The organism is Pseudomonas cichorii (genome assembly GCF_003700275.1).
GTDB classification, from domain to species: domain Bacteria; phylum Pseudomonadota; class Gammaproteobacteria; order Pseudomonadales; family Pseudomonadaceae; genus Aquipseudomonas; species Aquipseudomonas cichorii_B.
Map to the genome: position 1 here is coordinate 61,277 of NZ_RBRE01000085.1, position 17,863 is coordinate 79,139.

Annotated in this window: 16 protein-coding genes; 13 read left to right on the forward strand and 3 right to left on the reverse strand. The window is 57.0% G+C overall.

From position 1 onward, the window contains the following. Window position 1 precedes the first annotated feature (1 nt). A complete protein-coding gene (locus ALQ04_RS22525; protein ID WP_122317938.1) occupies window positions 2-1,567 on the forward strand; it encodes a PAS domain-containing methyl-accepting chemotaxis protein in 1,566 nt (521 codons plus the stop codon). Between the two features lie 83 nt (window positions 1,568-1,650). On the opposite strand, the gene ALQ04_RS22530 is transcribed toward ALQ04_RS22525, so the two are convergent. Continuing rightward, window positions 1,651-2,205: a hypothetical protein gene (locus ALQ04_RS22530; protein WP_122317939.1), complete on the reverse strand. Its 555-nt coding sequence runs from the start codon at window positions 2,203-2,205 to the stop codon at window positions 1,651-1,653. A gap of 87 nt (window positions 2,206-2,292) precedes the next feature. Between ALQ04_RS22530 and ALQ04_RS27350 the strand changes: the two genes are divergently transcribed. Further along, complete coding sequence (locus ALQ04_RS27350; protein ID WP_259645067.1) at window positions 2,293-3,183, forward strand: hypothetical protein; 891 nt, start codon at window positions 2,293-2,295, stop codon at window positions 3,181-3,183. 50 nt (window positions 3,184-3,233) lie between these two features. Here the strand turns inward: ALQ04_RS27350 and ALQ04_RS22545 are convergent, their stop codons facing one another. Then, complete coding sequence (locus tag ALQ04_RS22545) at window positions 3,234-5,042, reverse strand: autotransporter outer membrane beta-barrel domain-containing protein (RefSeq protein WP_259645073.1); 1,809 nt, start codon at window positions 5,040-5,042, stop codon at window positions 3,234-3,236. A gap of 816 nt (window positions 5,043-5,858) precedes the next feature. Between ALQ04_RS22545 and ALQ04_RS22550 the strand changes: the two genes are divergently transcribed. From ALQ04_RS22550 to ALQ04_RS22560, 3 genes are all read left to right on the forward strand, one after another. Then, entirely contained in the window at window positions 5,859-7,727 is a 1,869-nt protein-coding gene (locus ALQ04_RS22550) for a hypothetical protein (RefSeq protein ID WP_221033417.1), read from the forward strand. 56 nt (window positions 7,728-7,783) lie between these two features. Continuing rightward, window positions 7,784-9,682, forward strand: coding sequence for a hypothetical protein (locus ALQ04_RS22555; protein ID WP_259645068.1), 1,899 nt, complete (start codon window positions 7,784-7,786; stop codon window positions 9,680-9,682). 96 nt (window positions 9,683-9,778) lie between these two features. Beyond that, the gene (locus ALQ04_RS22560; protein ID WP_122317943.1) at window positions 9,779-10,237 is read left to right on the forward strand and encodes a hypothetical protein; all 459 of its coding nucleotides are present in this window, start codon (window positions 9,779-9,781) and stop codon (window positions 10,235-10,237) included. Here the strand turns inward: ALQ04_RS22560 and ALQ04_RS22565 are convergent, their stop codons facing one another. Continuing rightward, on the reverse strand, window positions 10,238-10,927 hold the full coding sequence (locus ALQ04_RS22565; RefSeq protein ID WP_122317944.1) for an alpha/beta family hydrolase: 690 nt from the start codon (window positions 10,925-10,927) through the stop codon (window positions 10,238-10,240). A 90-nt stretch (window positions 10,928-11,017) separates the two neighbouring features. Here ALQ04_RS22565 and ccoN (ALQ04_RS22570) point away from each other — a divergent pair, with 90 nt between their 5' ends. The 8 genes from ccoN (ALQ04_RS22570) to ccoP (ALQ04_RS22605) all read left to right on the forward strand — a co-directional run bounded on the left by ccoN (ALQ04_RS22570) (window position 11,018) and on the right by ccoP (ALQ04_RS22605) (window position 17,818). Beyond that, complete coding sequence (gene ccoN / locus ALQ04_RS22570) at window positions 11,018-12,442, forward strand: cytochrome-c oxidase, cbb3-type subunit I (RefSeq protein ID WP_122317945.1); 1,425 nt, start codon at window positions 11,018-11,020, stop codon at window positions 12,440-12,442. A 10-nt stretch (window positions 12,443-12,452) separates the two neighbouring features. Then, window positions 12,453-13,061, forward strand: coding sequence for a cytochrome-c oxidase, cbb3-type subunit II (gene ccoO, locus ALQ04_RS22575; RefSeq protein WP_122317946.1), 609 nt, complete (start codon window positions 12,453-12,455; stop codon window positions 13,059-13,061). Window positions 13,062-13,064: 3 nt separating this feature from the next. Continuing rightward, complete coding sequence (locus tag ALQ04_RS22580; protein WP_122317947.1) at window positions 13,065-13,268, forward strand: CcoQ/FixQ family Cbb3-type cytochrome c oxidase assembly chaperone; 204 nt, start codon at window positions 13,065-13,067, stop codon at window positions 13,266-13,268. After that, window positions 13,265-14,215 (forward strand): cytochrome-c oxidase, cbb3-type subunit III, encoded by a 951-nt coding sequence (gene ccoP / locus ALQ04_RS22585; RefSeq protein WP_122317948.1) that lies wholly within the window; start codon window positions 13,265-13,267, stop codon window positions 14,213-14,215. Before ALQ04_RS22580 ends, ccoP (ALQ04_RS22585) begins: the two co-directional genes overlap by 4 nt. A gap of 378 nt (window positions 14,216-14,593) precedes the next feature. After that, window positions 14,594-16,036 carry a cytochrome-c oxidase, cbb3-type subunit I gene (gene ccoN / locus ALQ04_RS22590; RefSeq protein WP_122317949.1) on the forward strand — a complete coding sequence of 481 codons (1,443 nt, stop codon included), beginning with the start codon at window positions 14,594-14,596 and terminating at the stop codon, window positions 16,034-16,036. Then, window positions 16,036-16,644, forward strand: coding sequence for a cytochrome-c oxidase, cbb3-type subunit II (gene ccoO / locus ALQ04_RS22595; protein ID WP_122317950.1), 609 nt, complete (start codon window positions 16,036-16,038; stop codon window positions 16,642-16,644). The genes ccoN (ALQ04_RS22590) and ccoO (ALQ04_RS22595) overlap by 1 nt, the downstream gene beginning before the upstream one ends. 5 nt (window positions 16,645-16,649) lie before the next feature. Further along, window positions 16,650-16,844, forward strand: coding sequence for a cbb3-type cytochrome c oxidase subunit 3 (locus ALQ04_RS22600; protein WP_122317951.1), 195 nt, complete (start codon window positions 16,650-16,652; stop codon window positions 16,842-16,844). Then, window positions 16,841-17,818 (forward strand): cytochrome-c oxidase, cbb3-type subunit III, encoded by a 978-nt coding sequence (gene ccoP / locus ALQ04_RS22605; protein WP_122317952.1) that lies wholly within the window; start codon window positions 16,841-16,843, stop codon window positions 17,816-17,818. The genes ALQ04_RS22600 and ccoP (ALQ04_RS22605) overlap by 4 nt, the downstream gene beginning before the upstream one ends. Window positions 17,819-17,863 lie beyond the last annotated feature (45 nt).

Genomic DNA, 17,863 nt, shown 5'->3' on the forward strand with positions numbered 1-17,863 from the left:
CATGCGTAACAACCAGCCTGTCACTCAACGTGAGCGGACATTTCCTGCTGAACAACGGTTGATTTCCACCACCGATACCAAGGGCGTGATCACCTACTGCAACGAGATCTTTCAGGAAGTCTCCGGCTTCAGCCACGAAGAGCTGATAAAGGCTCCGCACAACCTGGTTCGCCATCCTGACGTCCCTGCGGCAGTGTTCCAGCACATGTGGACCACCCTCAAGAGTGGCCAGCCGTGGATGGGCATCGTCAAGAACCGTTGCAAGAATGGCGATCACTATTGGGTCAATGCCTATGTGACGCCGATGTTCGAGAACAAGCAGGTCGTGGGCTTCGAGTCGGTGCGTATCAAGCCGACCGCCGAACAGATCAAGCGCGCCGAAGCGCTGTATGCCCGCATCAACAAAGGCAAATCGGCTATCCCGAACCGCGACAAGTGGCTGCCAATATTGCAGGACTGGCTGCCGTTCATCATGGTCAGCCAGTTGAGCTTCATGATCGGCGCCTGGCTCAACTCACACTGGGGCTTCATTCTGGCTGCGGCACTGTCGGTTCCGCTGGGCCTGCTCGGCCTGACCTGGCAACAGCGCGGCATCAAGCGCCTGCTGCGCCTGGCTGAACAGACAACGTCGGATCCACTGATCGCCCAGATGTACACCGACAGCCGTGGCCCGCAGGCGCGCCTGGAAATGTCGATCCTCAGCCAGGAAGCGCGGATGAAAACCTGCCTGACCCGCCTGCAGGACACCGCCGAACACCTCAACACCCAGGCACGCAAATCCAACTCCCTGGCCAATTCCAGCTCTTCCGGGCTGGAGCGTCAGCGGGTCGAGACTGAACAGGTGGCTACGGCCATCAATCAGATGGCGGCAACCACCCAACAGGTCGCCAGCCATGTCCAGCGCGCTGCCGATGCCAGTCAGCAGGCCAACCAGTTGACACTTCGCGGCCGGGATATTGCCGGTGAAACCCGTGATGCGATTCAACGCCTGTCTACTTCCGTGGGCGAAACCGGCCTGACCGTCACGCAACTGGCCAAGGACAGTGATGAAATCGGCGGCGTGGTCGATGTGATCAAAGGCATCGCCGACCAGACCAACCTGCTGGCACTCAACGCCGCCATCGAAGCAGCCCGCGCCGGGGAAATGGGCCGCGGCTTCGCCGTGGTCGCCGACGAGGTGCGCCAACTGGCACAACGCACCACCGAGTCCACCGGACAGATCCATGGCCTGATCGCCAAACTGCAACAGACCGCCAACAACGCCGTACAAACCATGAACTCGGGCCACCGTCAGGCCGAGGAAGGGGTGGCGCGCGTGCTTGAAGCCGACGAAGCACTGGTGGGCATCAGCGAAGCGGTCGCCAACATCACCGAGATGGCCACCCAGATCGCCACAGCCACCGAACAGCAGAACTCGGTCGCTGGAGAGATCAGCCGCAACATCTCCACGATTGCCGAGCTGGCCGACCAGACTTCCGACGAAGCACATCGCTCGGCGGTGCTCAGCGCTGAACTGACCGACACCGCCAACTCGCAGTACTCTCTGGTTGAACGCTTCAACCGGTAAGTCTGCAAGGCAATATAAAAGCCCCGGTCAATCCTGATTGACCGGGGCTTTTTTACAGGTGCAGAGTGTCTTTACAGTCGCGGTTATTTCACCTTGCGGCTCAGGTTATCAAGCTCACGCTTTACATTATCCAGATCACGTTGCTGATTGCTGACATCACGCTTGAGACTGGACAGTTCACTTGAACTGGAACTATTACTGCTGCCGGCACTACGCTTCAAGTCACTGACTTGCCCTTCAAGCTGCTTGATACCACGGGTCTGTTCCTCAGACTGACGCTTGAGGCTGGAAATCTCGCTGTTGCTGGAGCTGCTACTTGAAGCAGAGGATTGCCCATTACGCTTGAGTTCTTCAATGAGTTTGGCTTGATCATTAACGACTTTCTTCAAGCTTGCCAACTCACTGGCATTAGACTCCAGCGCTTTTTTCATATTCTGTATATCACCAACGCTAAAGCCGGTATTACGCAAGGAATACCCGCCCTCTTTATTGACAGCTACAATACTGTCGTACTCGCGAGCATTGAACGAGCTGATCTCAACTGCCGCATGAGCGGGCAAGCCAGCCATACCGGCCATCAGTAAGGCAGCGATTTTAAGACGAGAAAAAGCGCGAGTTTTCTTGAAGAAACCAGCCATGATCCAAGTTCCATACAGGGTGCCGAAGTGGCACATTGATATGATCGCATTTTCGCTAAAGAGTTCGCCATCCTGGCGGCTATTTTTTTGCGCCCTGTTGATGCAGCCCCTGACCTTGAGCGCCTGTCAGCGCCTCATGGTCAGTGCGCAGGCAGCATCCACCCTAAAACCAACACCCATTTAAATATTGAAATTATTGACAAGAATCCATTTGAACCGACGCGACTAAAGTTTTTAAGCCAGACGTTTCCGATAGCCCTGTATGCATTTTCCACGACCAGGAAAATACTTATTCATGACGAAAACTTTTCGGTGCAACTCCCTAATACGCTGCAAAATATTTCACACAGCTCAAACAATCAAACGCCTGCAATCACAAGTCCTCTCTTGATTCTCATCGCCGCCTACCGCCTTTTTTGTAACAACACTTCACATATCGCTTACTTCCGCCCTGCCTGTTGCACCCCGCTTGACCAAATCTTTATACCTCCCTGTAATAGCTTTCATATCACCCCGAATGTTTGCACCGCGGACTCAGGAATCATCATGGATAAGCCACCTAAAAACAAAATACTGTCCGATATATCTGCCAGCCTCAAGACGCCACTCTTGCCGAATGTAAAACACAATATAATTACCCATGAGCAGATTCATGCGGGTGTTTCCATACATATACCTCACTCGCCCCTGTTGCAGCGCGATGACCTGATTGTTTTGCATTGGGGACTGCACCAGTTATCAACCCCCCTGCTTCATCCGCTTGGTAAAGGCGGCATTGTGCGGATACTGTGCATTACCTATAACTTCATTCCTCACGCCCAGTACGGCCCGGTGGATCTGTATTATGAAATACATCGTTCGGGTGATTTGATCGGTACTTCGCCCACGGTGCGCGTGACGGTCAATAAACATCTTTCAGTCACGGACAAGCAACGCCGCCGTAAACGCAACATGAAGCGTCGTCGTCCGGATCTATGAAAAAAAGCCCCCGGTGATTGCTCACCGGGGGCCTGATTGGCAGGGAATCGTCAGAACGAGAGTCGTAACCCTACATTGGCCCCCCAGGGCTGCTCGACATGCCGGCCTTTCATGTAATCGAAGTCGGCATGCAATTGCAGGCGCTCCGACAATGAAACAGAGACTCCGGCTCCCAGCTCGGCACGCGAGCCAAACAGGTTGTTATCGAATCGCGAGTTATTGACCTTGACGTCATTGCCACGGGAAAACTCCTGGGCCACAGCAACCCGCAAGTAAGGCTGCAACACCCCGCCGTCCTTGAGCCCGATATTACGCCCCACAGAACTGCCGACCTTGGCCTGAAGCGATTGGGTATCGCTGTTTTTTGCCAACAGGCCATTGTCCATGCGGGCGTCGTCACCCTGGATGACGACGCCCGCCAGCTGCGCAAAAGGCTCCAGGAAATAATCGTCAGCCAGCTTGATGTGCCGCCCGAACTCTGCCGACATCCCCAATCCAGTGTTGGTGTAATCGCCTTTGGCCCTGGTGGCGTCACTCATGGAAACGTCGGACTTGTTGCGGAAGCTGTTGAGCTTGATGACCCCATCCAGGTAATAGCCATCGTCCGACAGCCAGGTGCCATACGCCCCCATGTAGTAACTGTCGACCTTACCGGTAGTGCCATGGCTCAAATCCAGATCGGACTTGCTGTAGCCGCCCATGACGCCCAGCAACAGTTGGCCATTGGGGACCGGAAGCGGCGCATCCGCGCCCAGCGATACCCCTTGCTGCTGGTGGCGATAGCTGACGTCATCGCTGGTAGCAGCATTGAAACGATTACCATAGGCTCGCATCCAGCCGCCGCCCTGGCCGCTGGCACGCACCTCGCCCATGCGGCTGCGCAAGGTCGACAGTTCGCTCATCCAGATCACCGGTGCGGCATTGAACAGCGCCAGGGCCGCACTGGTTGAAGGACTGATGACTTTTTCACTGCCGACAATGAACCAGTCATTGCCCTGTTGCTCCAGCAGATAGGAGTACGCCCCGAGATCAACCCGACCGCCGATCAGGCTGAACTGAGCATCTCCTCCTTCGGTATGCACAACCCTCAAGGGTTGCATGTCCGGCGAAACCACCTCGACGCCGGTATTACGGACTCGCAATCCAAACTCGCCATTGGCCTGACCGTTCACATCGATCAGATCGCCCACTCCGTTGTCCAGGTCGACGCGCATGCCGAAAGAGCCATAACCGGACAGCTCGTTCAGGGACAAGGTATGAAACCCGTCCTCGCTGAAATTCACCACACCACGGTCCATGCTCAGCGACTGGATCGAGCTGTCGCCAATCATCTGCCACTGGGCACCAGACTCGACGGCCAGCGTGTCGCCATTGATGATGTCACCGGTGAACAGAGCCTGTTTCTTCAAGGTGACATTCAGGGTACTGCTGTCATCGGCAAACAGATTGCCGGTGAGGGTGCTGTTGGAAACGGTGAAGTTCGCCGTGCCGCGGTCCTTTACCTCCAGCAGATTACCGTTACCGGAGATCAGGGTTGAGTTGTTCTGGACGGTAATATCTGCGACAGCACCAAAGAGAGCTGATTTATCGACACTGATTGCAGCACCGTTGATGCCTTCGACAATCGAGTTATCGATCACTGCACTGCTGGTGACACCGGCATTGTCGTTGTCCGGTATGAATTGGCCCTCTATGACCTGCAAACCATTTAACTCACCGCGAACATGGCTGCCGCCGGCAATGAGCGCGTCGCCTCCCGCCAACATTACACCGCTGCCTTGCCCGGATGCAGAAGTGGCGGCATAAACGTCGGTATTGTTGATTTCAACGCGGCTTAACTGACTCACGCCAATCCCCATACCCACTCCAGAGATATTACTGTCATTGATAAACGCCTTGCTTCCAGGCTTGTTGACCACCTCGGTGACCCCGAGCCCCACTCCAGAGCCGTTGGCATTGGTTATCGTCGCATTGTCCATCTTGACCCAACTGTCAAATATCTCTACCCCTGCCGTGACGGTGCCGTGATCGATAACCAGCTTTGCGTCAGCCCCTCTGACATTCTCTGCTACTCCACCTTCGACAATATTCAATATCCCGTTTTTTTTCAGGTAATAGGAATGAACAGGCGTAGAAGAATCCACCGTCATCTCACGGTCTACATCAATACTATCTTGCAGCGGTAACTTACCGTCATTGACTGGACTTACAAGGTTGGTTTCCGCACTCAACGGCATGATTGTATCTGCGCCAGCCTGAAGCGTAAAAATCACACTCACGGACAGGAAAGCCGAAGAAATTTTTTTGCCTTTTGCAGCATTAGCTCTATAAATCACCTTTCACACTCCCTAATAACGAAGTGCAAATGATGCTTTAGGGTTTCGCGTGATTGAGCACAGAACCAAAAATAAAAAAGTAGGAAACTTCCCAAATAATCGAGTTGATTATCCTACGGAATTTCCTACAGCATGCCTATCAAATGCCTGAGCTATTTTTTCACAACCATAAAAATATTTACCACCTGCTATTGACGACTTGCAGAAAAACCGATTACGTCAGTCTCGCTGCTAAAGAATCAATTGGCCAATATCATCTTCTACAGCCAGTAAAGCCAAACAGCCACATGGGCATCCCCATGGGCCACATTATTGGATTAATATTCAAGGAACAAGACAGTGACTCATCAACCACAAACTCCGACCATTATCCCCGATCAAAATTTCCGCGAACAAGATATCACTCTGGATGCGCCGGATATTGCCGAAGCTTTCCATGACGAAGACACACCGGGGCTTTTGCCTATCTCTCTATTGAATAATCCGGTAGTTGTTGATCTTAAAGTATGGCAGGGTGCCATTCCAAGGTATTCCTACGTGCTCTATTGGAATGATAAAGAAGTACCTCCGAAAAAGACCATTCTTGATACTCATCGTCCGGGAGATCCCCTCACCCTGGAAATCCCCGTTGATCTTCTTACCGAAGGAACGCACAAACTCCAATACCAGACACAGAACCCAGAAAGCCTGCTCAAAAACGAATCCAATCCCTTCACCGTGGTGATCGACAGAACCGCTCCGGGCGAACCGGAACTCAGCGCCATTCTGTTTCCACCTGAAGTTCAGAATGGATTGACTGCAGCGGAACTTGCGCAACTGGGCGGAAAACTGGACGTGCAGGTTGCTGGCTATACCGGCATGGCCAAACATGACGTGGTCAAGACTTACTGGGGTACAACACCGGGCCCGGAAGCAATCGTCACTGAAGATGACATGGGCCTGGACAGAGTGGCTATCACCTTTACCCGCAATTTTCTGGAAAGCCTGGGCGATACCGAGCAACTGGTCAAATACACGGTATTCGACCGGGCGGGCAACCCGTCCATCGATTCCAACCCCGTGCCGATCACCCTCAAGTTGCAGGATATTCCGGCAAACTTTCCGGCGCCGATCATTGATCCTGCTGTTGGCGGCCTGATCGATCATGCCGAAGCCCAGGCCGGTGTACAGGTCGATATCCCCCAATATCCAGGGGCCAGTCCGCTGGATATGATCAGGCTGTTCTGGGGCCAGAACAACCCTCTGGTTCCGGTTGCCCTCCCACCGGGCAACGAGAATGAAGACATTGTGCTGTCGCTGCGTATTCCCTTCGAGACGCTGAACAAGAATCCTGTGGGCACTGTGCAGGTTTTCTATGAAGTTACCCGTCAGGTGGACCTTGCCGGTACTTCGCTCAACAGTACTGTCGATGTATTTCTGACCCTGCCGATTACAACGCCACTGGACACCTTTATCGTTCAGGGCACCAGCGTGGAAAGCCCTGACACCACCGACAACTTCATCGATGAAGAAGACTATGAACTGAATGCGCTGGGTGTCGTGAAATGGAATACCGGTTTTGCCATCAGCGACAACCTCAACCTGTTCTGGGGCGATCAACAAAAGCCACAGTGGTATCAGATCAGGGCCACTGATATTGCTGCCGCCCGGGATCTGCTGATTCCCATCGACAATGCAATCATGAAAAACCAGGGCACCGGTGCGGAAATTCCTGTTCATTACACCGTGACTCGCGCAGGAAATCCCAATCCGGTCAAATGTCCGGTTCAACTGGTAACAGTCCGCTCCAAGGAAGAACTTCCGGGTGGCGCCGACGGACTGGATGGCCCGCCTTTCAAACTCAACGAAGTGGGTTTCATTGCACCGATCCTCAACCCCAATGGCGCCGACATGTACATTGCGCCTTATATCAATATCGCTGAAGGCCAGAAGATTACCCTGACTTTCAAGGGGTTTGACAAGAGCAACAACCCGATCGAAGCATCCAACTATACCGCCAACCGGACACTGGATAACAACGACATCGTCAATGGTTATACCTTTACGGTTCCCGATCGCAACCTGCGTACTATTTGCACCGGTTTTGCAGAAGCAAGTTTCCGCGTCGATCCGCCAACAGGCAGCAATCAGAGTTCTGTAACTTCAAAAGTTACGCGAGCCCCTCTCAACATGCTTGATTCGGTTCAACCGACCTGCATCGTTCGCTGATTAACAATGCGGGTCGTACGCGACCCGCATTGCAAAACAATATGGAGTCCATCACCATGAGCCCTTTAACTCCGCTCAATCAACTTGACGATCTAGAAAAACCGACAATCCCTGCCGCACTGGAAAACGGAGTATTGCCCATTGAGTATCTGGACAAGCCCGTCATTATCACTTTTACCGTATGGGAAGGTGCACGCCCGGGTTATATGTATCAGCTGATATGGAATGATATGAATGCCGGCCCACAAAAAACCATCCTGAATGAAGTGCCCGGCGATAAACTCACGCTTGAGATCCCGGTTGCCTTGTTGACTGAAGGCGTACATAGCGTTGCCTATGAGACCAACAATCCGGAAAGTCTGATAAAAAACAGATCCGCGAAAACCCGCCTCGAAATCGACCGTACCGCTCCCGGCAATCCACAACTGGGCCCGATCCTCTTTCCACCTTTCGTCGATGACGGCCTGACATCGCCTGAACTGGAACTGGTGCATAACGTGTTGCGGGGAAGCATTGCCAGTTACAGCGGCATGAAGGAAGGCGATGTCATTCGCACTTACTGGAACCGGATTCCCGGGCCCATCACCATGGTCAACAAGGACGACATGGGGCTGCAGCGGGTGAATGTGGATTTTGTCAGGTCATTTCTGGAGACCATTGGCGATATCGAAGCTCCCGTCTATTACACCGTGACCGATCAGGCGGGCAATGTCTCCATGGACTCGGAGGCCAGACAGGTCAAGCTGCAACTCTCCGTACTGCCGCCGCTGCCGCTGCCGATTGTCAAGGAAGCCAATGGCGATACCCTCGATCCGGCCAATACGATCAATGGCGCCACTGTACAGATCGGCACGGCCGCCAGCCTGGCCGTGAATGATCGGATCACGGTGCAGTGGCAAGGGCCCAAAGGCAGCGATACCGAGGAAAAGATCATTACCTCCGCCGATGTGGGCCGGATTCAGGAACTGCTGTTCTCGGCGGCACTGGTCAATGCCAATGCAGGCCAGACCATCCATGTGTTTTATACCGTCAACCGCACCAACGGCGTGGTTCAACAGTCCGAACCCCTGGCCCTGAAGGTTGTTGATACACGCATCGAGTTGCCTGCGCCCACCATGGACAGCGTGGGAGCCGATGGCGTAGTGATCCCATCGAAAATCCCGGAGTCAGGAGCAATCGTGCGGGTGGCCTACAAGGGCATGAGCACCGGCGATAGCGTGGTGGTCAACTGGCGAGGCTCAACGACTTACGATACGCCTTCACAGGTCGTGGGCAGCAACACCGAGCTGCAATTCAACATCGCCAAAGCCTTGATCGTGGCCAGCAACGCAGCGACCGTCACCTACACCGTCACTCGTGCAGGCACGGCGGCCCTGTCCTCGACACTGTGGCTGAAGATCCGCAAGGAACTGGAGTTCGATACGTCTCCCGTCACCCTCAAGGGCAAGGTCTACCTGTTGCCGGGCTATCCCGATCTTCTGCCGGCCATGCCATCCGGCACCACGATCCAGCGCACAGCCAGCGGGGGGCAGGCACCTTACTTCTATCGCTCAAGCGATCCACTGGTAGCCAAGGTGGACAATCATGGCCTGACCTCTGCCCGAGGCAAAGGCACGGCAACCATTTCGGTCACGGACAGCCTGGGCACAACGAAAAGCTATCAGGTCAGCGTAACCGGCGTGGTTCATTGCCTGGGGATAGGCGCGGGTTCCTTTTCCAGAATGACCTCTGCTGCAGAAGCACAGGGCGCACGCATCCCGTCTATCTATGAACTCAATGAAATCCACAGCGCCTATGGCAGAAGCTGGCCGATGGGCCATGGCAACTACTGGTCCAACACCGTCGCCATGACCAATCTGGTGGGCTGGAAATGGTACTACGTGAAAAATCTGGTCACAGGCGCAGACTTCAAATTGCTGCATCACAATGCCAGTCTTGGCGTCGCCATCCGCTGATGAATCACCTGCGGCATGGCTGAAACGTTTTGGGGCGTTACCTGAAAGGTGGCGCCCTCTTTCTATCTCTGCGCGTCACGTTCCAAGAGCCAGATCATGCGCCACCCCGTCATTCCCCCCAAGCGCTTCGTGCGCCCTCCCTCCTGCGAAGGCCAGTTCAAGGTAAGCGTCAACCGGCAACCGCTGGAGGTTTCGTCTCTGCTGGGCAGGCTGACGTTACGCCCGGAGCTTTCCCAGGCGCCCAGTCACTGGATCTGGAAAATCATCGCCGATGGCAAGGTCGGCCATAAACGCACCAGCATCGGCCTGTTTTTCGACAAGGACCTGGAGCCCGGCACTTACAACCTGCTCGGTAATGAGCGCATCAAGGTGGTCTATAACGAGAGCCCGCACTGGCAGAGTGTGATTTATCACTCGGCGCATTTTCAGGCCGGCGCCTTCACCCTGCTCGAAGCCGACCTGCAAAGCCAGCGGCTGCGAGGAACGTTCAGCTTCAGCATCACAGCGGTGGACTTCCAGGTCACGGACGGCACGTTCGATGTGCACTGCAAGTGATCAGCCCCGCAGAAACCCGGCGATCCGTTGTGCTGACTCGGCCAGGCATTGTGCATGGCTCAGACCCGACACCTTCAGGGGCTTGAGATCATGATTGGCGGTCGGCAACCAGTGCAGACTGATCGCAGCCGATAACTCATAGCCCTGCACCGTCTCACGATCACCCAGCGCATCGCGTTCGCCCTGAACGATCAGGGTCGGAGCCTGCAGACCGGCCAGGTGTGCCACGCGCGGCTTTTCCGGTTTGCCCACGGCATGGAACGGGTAGCCCAGGCAGACCAGCGCGTCGACCTTCAGCTCATCGGCCAGCAGACTGGCCATTCTTCCCCCCATCGACTTGCCGCCGATGGCCAGACGCCCAGCGACATGGGGTCGCACACGGGCATACACCTCACGCCAGCAATCGAGTAACTGCCCCTGAGGATTAGGCGGACGCTTGCCGCCCGTAACGCGCCGCTGAGACATATACGGAAACTCGAAGCGCATGACGTTGATCCCTTGCGCAGCAAGGCGTGCAGCCATGTCGTTCATGAAATCACTGTCCATTGGCGCACCTGCACCATGGGCCAGAATCAGCGTTGCTCCGCCACCTTCCATACCCGGCTGCGCCGCCGTCCAGATCCAGCCGCTGTCCTGCGCCAGTTGTACGCATTGATCCCTGTCAATGCAGGCACCTTGCCCATTGCCCATGCTTGCCTCGCTTCTGATGAGTCTGCCAATAACCCGGAGCTATAACCGTGCGTAATGGCCCCGACCAAGCTGGATGGGATACACACCTAAATGAACACAACTAACAGTACCGCCTATAACTATCAGGTGGTTCGCCAGTTCGCCATTATGACGGTGATCTGGGGAATTGTCGGGATGGGCCTCGGCGTTTTTCTGGCCGCCCAACTGGTTTGGCCTGAGCTCAACTTCAACCTGCCGTGGACAAGCTTTGGTCGCTTGCGTCCACTCCATACCAACGCGGTCATCTTCGCCTTTGGTGGCTGCGCGCTGTTCGCCAGCTCCTACTACTCGGTACAACGCACCTGCCAGACCCAGTTATTCCTGCCGAAACTGGCAGCGTTCACCTTCTGGGGCTGGCAACTGGTGATTGTCCTTGCAGCTATCACCCTGCCACTGGGCTACACCTCATCCAAGGAATACGCCGAACTGGAATGGCCGATCGACATCCTGATCGCCATCGTCTGGGTCGCCTACGCCGTCGTGTTCTTCGGCACCGTGGCCAAACGCACCACCAAGCATATCTATGTCGGCAACTGGTTCTTCGGCGGCTTCATCCTGACCGTAGCGTTGCTGCACATCGTCAACAACCTGGAACTGCCGGTCAGCCTGACCAAGTCCTACTCGCTATACGCCGGTGCAACCGATGCGATGGTCCAGTGGTGGTACGGACACAACGCGGTAGGCTTTTTCCTGACCGCAGGCTTTCTGGGGATGATGTATTACTTCGTGCCCAAGCAGGCCGAACGTCCGGTCTATTCCTATCGCCTGTCCATCGTGCACTTCTGGGCATTGATCACCCTGTACATCTGGGCCGGTCCGCACCACCTGCACTACACCGCCCTGCCGGACTGGGCGCAGTCGCTGGGCATGGTGATGTCGCTGATTCTCCTGGCTCCAAGCTGGGGCGGCATGATCAACGGCATGATGACCCTGTCCGGCGCCTGGCATAAATTGCGCAGCGACCCGATTCTGCGCTTTCTGGTGGTGTCCCTGGCGTTCTACGGCATGTCGACCTTTGAAGGCCCGATGATGGCGATCAAGACCGTCAATGCCCTGTCGCACTACACCGACTGGACCATCGGCCACGTACACGCCGGCGCTCTGGGCTGGGTGGCGATGATTTCCATCGGCGCGCTGTATCACATGATTCCCAAGGTCTTTGGTCGCCCACAGATGCACAGCCTGGGTCTGATCAATGCGCACTTCTGGCTCGCCACCATCGGCACCGTGCTGTACATCGCCTCGATGTGGGTCAACGGCATCACTCAAGGCCTGATGTGGCGGGCAATCAATGACGATGGCACCCTCACCTATTCCTTCGTCGAAGCCCTGCAAGCCAGTCACCCGGGCTTCATCGTGCGGCTGGCCGGCGGCGCCATCTTCTTCGTCGGCATGTTGCTGATGGCCTACAACACCTGGCGCACCGTGCGGGCCTCCAGCCCTGTCGAAGCCGCCGCTGCCGCGCAGATGGCCTGAGGAGCTGACCATGAAACATGAAGTGATCGAAAAGAACGTCACCCTGCTGATGATCCTGATGGTCCTGGCCGTCAGCATCGGCGGCCTGACCCAGATCGTGCCGCTGTTCTTCCAGGACGTGACCAACAAGCCGGTCGAAGGCATGAAGCCCTACACCGCACTGCAACTCGAAGGCCGCGACATCTACATCCGCGAAGGCTGCGTAGGCTGCCACTCGCAGATGATTCGTCCGTTCCGTGCCGAGACCGAGCGTTATGGCCATTACTCGGTAGCCGGTGAAAGCGTCTGGGACCATCCGTTCCTCTGGGGCTCGAAGCGTACCGGGCCGGACCTGGCACGCGTCGGCGCACGCTACTCGGACGACTGGCATCGTGCCCACCTGTACAACCCGCGCAACGTCGTGCCGGAATCGAAAATGCCGGCCTATCCATGGCTGGTCACCCAGCAGGTGGACAGTCGCGATACCGAAGCCAAGATCCGCGCCATGCGCACTCTGGGCGTGCCTTACACCGATGCCGACATCTCCGGCGCAGTTGCCAGCCTCAAGGGCAAGACCGAGATGGACGCACTGGTGGCCTACCTGCAAGTGCTCGGCACTTCCATCAAGAGCAAGAGGTGAGCCATGGATATCCAAGACTTGCGCGGCCTCGGCACGTTGGTAGTAGCGATCGCCTTTATCGGGATGTCCCTGTGGGTATCCAGCAGCAAACGCAACCAGGAATTCGCCGAAGCGCGCATGGCGCCCTTCGCCGATGAGCCACAACCCTTGAGCACGGACGCGAAACCCGAAGCGGAACAACCTGTCGTGCGGAGTAATCAGCCATGACCACCTTTTGGAGCACCTATATCTGCGTGCTGACCCTCGGCAGCCTGATCGGGCTGACCTGGCTGTTGATCGGCACCCGCAAAGGCGAAACCAAGGGCAGTACCGACCAGACCATGGGCCACAGCTTCGACGGCATTGAGGAGTACGACAACCCGTTGCCGCAATGGTGGTTCATGCTGTTCGCCGGCACTCTGGTATTCGCTGTCGGTTACCTGATTCTCTATCCGGGCCTGGGTAACTGGAAAGGCATCCTGCCTGGCTATGAAAACGGCTGGACCGGCGCCCATGAATGGGAAAAGGAAATGGACAGGGCCGATGCCAGATTCGGCCCCGTCTTTGCCAAATTCGCCGCCATGCCGGTAGAAGAAGTCGCCCAGGATCCGCAGGCATTGAAAATGGGCGGGCGCCTGTTCGCGTCCAACTGCTCGGTGTGCCACGGCTCGGACGCCAAGGGTGCCTACGGCTTCCCGAACCTGACCGACAGCAACTGGCGCTGGGGCGGCAGTGCCGACACCATCAAGACCAGCATCATGCTGGGCCGGGTCGCAGCGATGCCGGCCTGGGGACAAGTGATCGGTGAGGAAGGCGTCAAGAACGTTGCCGCCTATGTTCGCCACTCTCTGGCCGGCCTGCCACTGCCTGCCGGCGACACCGCCAATCTGGACGCCGGACAGCAAGTATTCAGCTCGACCTGCGTAGCTTGTCATGGTGCTACAGGTAAAGGTGTCGAAGCGATGGGCGCCCCAAACCTCACACAACCGGGCGGTTTCATCTACGGCACCAGCCTTGCGCAACTGCAACAGACCATTCGTCTTGGTCGCCAGGGTCATATGCCGGCTCAGGCCGATTTGCTGGGCAATGACAAGGTGCAATTGCTGGCGGCGTATGTGTACAGCCTTTCTCAGAGTCCTGATCAACTCGAGCGCAGGGAAAAGCAGTCACAGTAACGATTCAGCCCGGTGCAACACTGAATCCCGCACCCCGCAATGGGGTGCGGGATTCTTCTACACACGGTTCCCGCCCTCTCGCTCGACTTCCAATCCCCCTCTTTCACGACTAAGCTTGCCCGCAGTGGACTGGCTATAGCTGGTCACAGGTCATGGGTAGTGAAAACTTGGGCTCACGGCCACAAGCGATCACCGGCAGTACGTGTCATCGACCTGTCCCCCCGCCTTTTTCGGTCCGCTTCGGCAGGGTTCCGGCGACTCTGGAACATGCCTCACAGGGCCATCACTGCAATGCAAACACTTGCCCGGCATCAGCGGCACGTGCGTGCGTGGCCCGCTGAACATCTATGAATACTGATCCGTGGAACCCTGGAAAAAATGAGCACAGCAATCAGCCCGACTGCTTATAACTACAAGGTGGTCCGTCAGTTCGCCATCATGACGGTGGTCTGGGGAATTGTCGGCATGGGGCTCGGGGTTTTCATCGCCGCGCAGCTTGTCTGGCCGGGCTTGAACCTCGACCTGGAATGGACAACGTTCGGCCGTCTGCGCCCACTGCACACCAACCTTGTGATCTTCGCCTTTGGTGGCTGCGCACTGTTTTCCACTTCTTATTACGTGGTGCAACGGACCTGCCAGACACGCCTGGTTTCCGACACCCTGGCCGCCTTCACCTTCTGGGGCTGGCAGGCAGTGATCGTCAGCGCAATCATCACCCTGCCCATGGGCTACACAACCACCAAGGAATACGCCGAGCTGGAATGGCCGATCGCGATTCTACTGGCGATTGTCTGGATCACCTATGCACTGGTGTTCTTCGGCACCATCGCGCGACGCAAAACGAAGCACATCTATGTCGGCAACTGGTTCTACGGCGCATTCATTCTCGTGACCGCCATGCTGCACATCGTCAACCACATCTCGTTGCCAGTCAGCCTGTTCAAATCCTACTCGGCCTATGCCGGTGCTACTGACGCGATGATCCAGTGGTGGTACGGGCACAACGCCGTGGGCTTCTTCCTGACCACCGGCTTTCTGGGAATGATGTATTACTTCGTGCCCAAGCAGGCCGAGCGCCCGATCTATTCGTATCGCCTGTCCATCGTGCACTTCTGGGCGCTGATCACTCTGTACATCTGGGCCGGCCCGCACCACTTGCACTACACCGCCCTGCCCGACTGGGCGCAATCGCTGGGCATGGTGATGTCGATCATCCTGCTGGCCCCGAGCTGGGGCGGCATGATCAACGGCATGATGACCCTGTCCGGCGCCTGGCATAAATTGCGCACCGACCCGATCCTGCGTTTCCTGGTGGTGTCGCTGGCGTTCTACGGCATGTCGACCTTTGAAGGGCCGATGATGGCCATCAAGACCGTGAACTCGCTGTCGCACTACACCGACTGGACCATCGGCCATGTCCACGCCGGGGCACTGGGCTGGGTGGCGATGATTTCCATCGGCGCGCTGTATCACATGATTCCCAGGATCTTTGGTCGGCCACAGATGCACAGCACCAGCCTGATCAATGCGCACTTCTGGCTCGCCACTGTCGGCACCGTGCTGTACATCGCCTCGATGTGGGTCAACGGCATGACCCAGGGCCTGATGTGGCGGGCAGTCAACGACGATGGCACCCTCACCTATGCCTTCGTCGAGAGCCTGCCGGCCAGCCATCCGGGCTATGTCGTGCGCATGATCGGCGGGGCAATCTTTGCCAGCGGCATGCTGCTGATGGCCTGGAACGTCTGGCGCACGGTCCGCGCCTCGGACCCGAAGGAAGCTGAAGCGGCTGCCCGGATCGCTGTCGCGGGAGCTCACTGATGAAACATGAAATACTCGAAAAGAACATTGGCCTGCTGGCATTTTTCATGGTCATTGCCGTCAGCATCGGCGGCCTGACGCAGATCGTGCCGCTGTTCTTTCAGGACGTGACCAACCAGCCGGTCGAAGGCATGAAGCCGCGCACCGCCCTGGAAGTCGAAGGCCGTGACGTGTACATCGCCAACGGTTGTGTGAGTTGCCATTCGCAGATGATCCGCCCGTTCCGTGCCGAAACCGAACGCTACGGGCATTACTCGGTGGCGGGCGAAAGCGTCTGGGATCACCCGTTCCTGTGGGGCTCCAAACGCACCGGCCCGGATCTGGCCCGGGTCGGCGGACGCTACTCGGACGACTGGCATCGCGCTCACTTGTACAACCCGCGCAATGTGGTGCCGGAATCGAAAATGCCGGCCTACCCGTTCCTGGTCGAGAAAAAGCTCGATGGCAAGGAGACGGCGAAAAAGATGGAAGTCCTGCGCACCCTCGGCACGCCCTATACCGATGAAGACATCGCTGACGCCGAAGCCGCGGTCAAGGGCAAGACCGAAATGGACGCACTGGTGGCCTACCTGCAAGGCCTTGGCACAATCATCAAAAGCAAGCGGTGAAGGCAATGGATATCGGAATGATTCGAGGTCTGGGCACACTGGTGGTGATGGTGGCTTTTATCGGACTGGCGCTGTGGGTGTTCAGCCCGCGGCGCAAGGCTGAGTTCGATGACGCAACCATGCTGCCGTTCGCCGACGACCCGCAAGCCATCGAGCATATCGAGCAACAAGCCAGGGCTTCCGGGAGCGACAAGGCATGACAACGTTCTGGAGCCTGTATGTCACGGTTCTGACCCTGGGCACCCTCTTCGCCCTGACCTGGTTGCTGCTGGCCACCCGCAAGGGCCAGCGCGATGAGTCGACCGAAGAAACCGTCGGCCATTCCTTCGACGGAATCGAGGAATACGACAACCCGCTGCCGCGCTGGTGGTTCATGCTGTTCGTGGGCACCATCGTGTTTGCCCTGGGCTATCTGGTGCTGTATCCGGGCCTGGGCAACTGGAAAGGCTGGCTACCCGGTTACGACTATGCCGACAGCCAGAAACAGCTGCAATTCTCGGACGGCCAGCAAGGCTGGACCGCCGTGCATGAATGGGAAAAGGAAATCGCCCGGGCAGAAGCCCGCTTCGGGCCGCTGTTCGCCAAATATGCCTCGATGCCCATCGAGGAAGTCGCCAAGGACCCGCAGGCGCTGAAAATGGGCGGTCGGCTGTTTGCCTCCAACTGCTCGGTCTGCCATGGCTCGGATGCCAAGGGCGCATATGGTTTCCCCAACCTGACCGATGCCGACTGGCGCTGGGGCGGTGACCCGCAGACCATCAAGACCAGCATCATGAACGGCCGCCATGCGGTGATGCCGGCCTGGGGCGAAGTGGTGGGCGAGCAAGGCGTGCGTGACGTCTCGGCCTATATCCTGACCCGTCTCGATGGCCGCAAACTGCCTGAAGACGCCAAGGCCGACCCGGCAGCCGGACAGAAGATCTTCGCCGCCAATTGCGTGGCCTGCCATGGGCCGGAAGGCAAAGGCACGCCGATCATGGGCGCGCCGGACCTTACCCATCCGGGGGCCTTCATCTACGGATCGAGCTTTGCGCAACTGCAACAGACCATCCGCTACGGTCGCCAGGGCCAGATGCCTGCCCAGGAAGCGACCCAGGGCAATGACAAGGTTCATCTGCTGGCCGCGTACGTCTATAGCCTGTCGCGCCAGGAAAAACCCGCCGAACCAGAATGACCACGCCTGTCGGAAACAGCCCCGCCCGTCACTCGGCGGGGCTGT

Excerpts from the sequence above, each read along its gene's own strand:
- ALQ04_RS22525 (WP_122317938.1), top strand. The coding sequence starts at position 2 with ATGCGTAACAACCAGCCTGTCACTCAACGTGAGCGGACATTTCCTGCT.
- ALQ04_RS22530 (WP_122317939.1), bottom strand. The coding sequence starts at position 2,205 with ATGGCTGGTTTCTTCAAGAAAACTCGCGCTTTTTCTCGTCTTAAAATC.
- ALQ04_RS22545 (WP_259645073.1), bottom strand. The coding sequence starts at position 5,042 with ATGGGGATTGGCGTGAGTCAGTTAAGCCGCGTTGAAATCAACAATACC.
- ALQ04_RS22555 (WP_259645068.1), top strand. The coding sequence starts at position 7,784 with ATGAGCCCTTTAACTCCGCTCAATCAACTTGACGATCTAGAAAAACCG.
- ALQ04_RS22560 (WP_122317943.1), top strand. The coding sequence starts at position 9,779 with ATGCGCCACCCCGTCATTCCCCCCAAGCGCTTCGTGCGCCCTCCCTCC.
- ALQ04_RS22565 (WP_122317944.1), bottom strand. The coding sequence starts at position 10,927 with ATGGGCAATGGGCAAGGTGCCTGCATTGACAGGGATCAATGCGTACAA.
- ccoN (WP_122317945.1), top strand. The coding sequence starts at position 11,018 with ATGAACACAACTAACAGTACCGCCTATAACTATCAGGTGGTTCGCCAG.
- ccoO (WP_122317946.1), top strand. The coding sequence starts at position 12,453 with ATGAAACATGAAGTGATCGAAAAGAACGTCACCCTGCTGATGATCCTG.
- ALQ04_RS22580 (WP_122317947.1), top strand. The coding sequence starts at position 13,065 with ATGGATATCCAAGACTTGCGCGGCCTCGGCACGTTGGTAGTAGCGATC.
- ccoP (WP_122317948.1), top strand. The coding sequence starts at position 13,265 with ATGACCACCTTTTGGAGCACCTATATCTGCGTGCTGACCCTCGGCAGC.
- ccoN (WP_122317949.1), top strand. The coding sequence starts at position 14,594 with ATGAGCACAGCAATCAGCCCGACTGCTTATAACTACAAGGTGGTCCGT.
- ccoO (WP_122317950.1), top strand. The coding sequence starts at position 16,036 with ATGAAACATGAAATACTCGAAAAGAACATTGGCCTGCTGGCATTTTTC.
- ALQ04_RS22600 (WP_122317951.1), top strand. The coding sequence starts at position 16,650 with ATGGATATCGGAATGATTCGAGGTCTGGGCACACTGGTGGTGATGGTG.
- ccoP (WP_122317952.1), top strand. The coding sequence starts at position 16,841 with ATGACAACGTTCTGGAGCCTGTATGTCACGGTTCTGACCCTGGGCACC.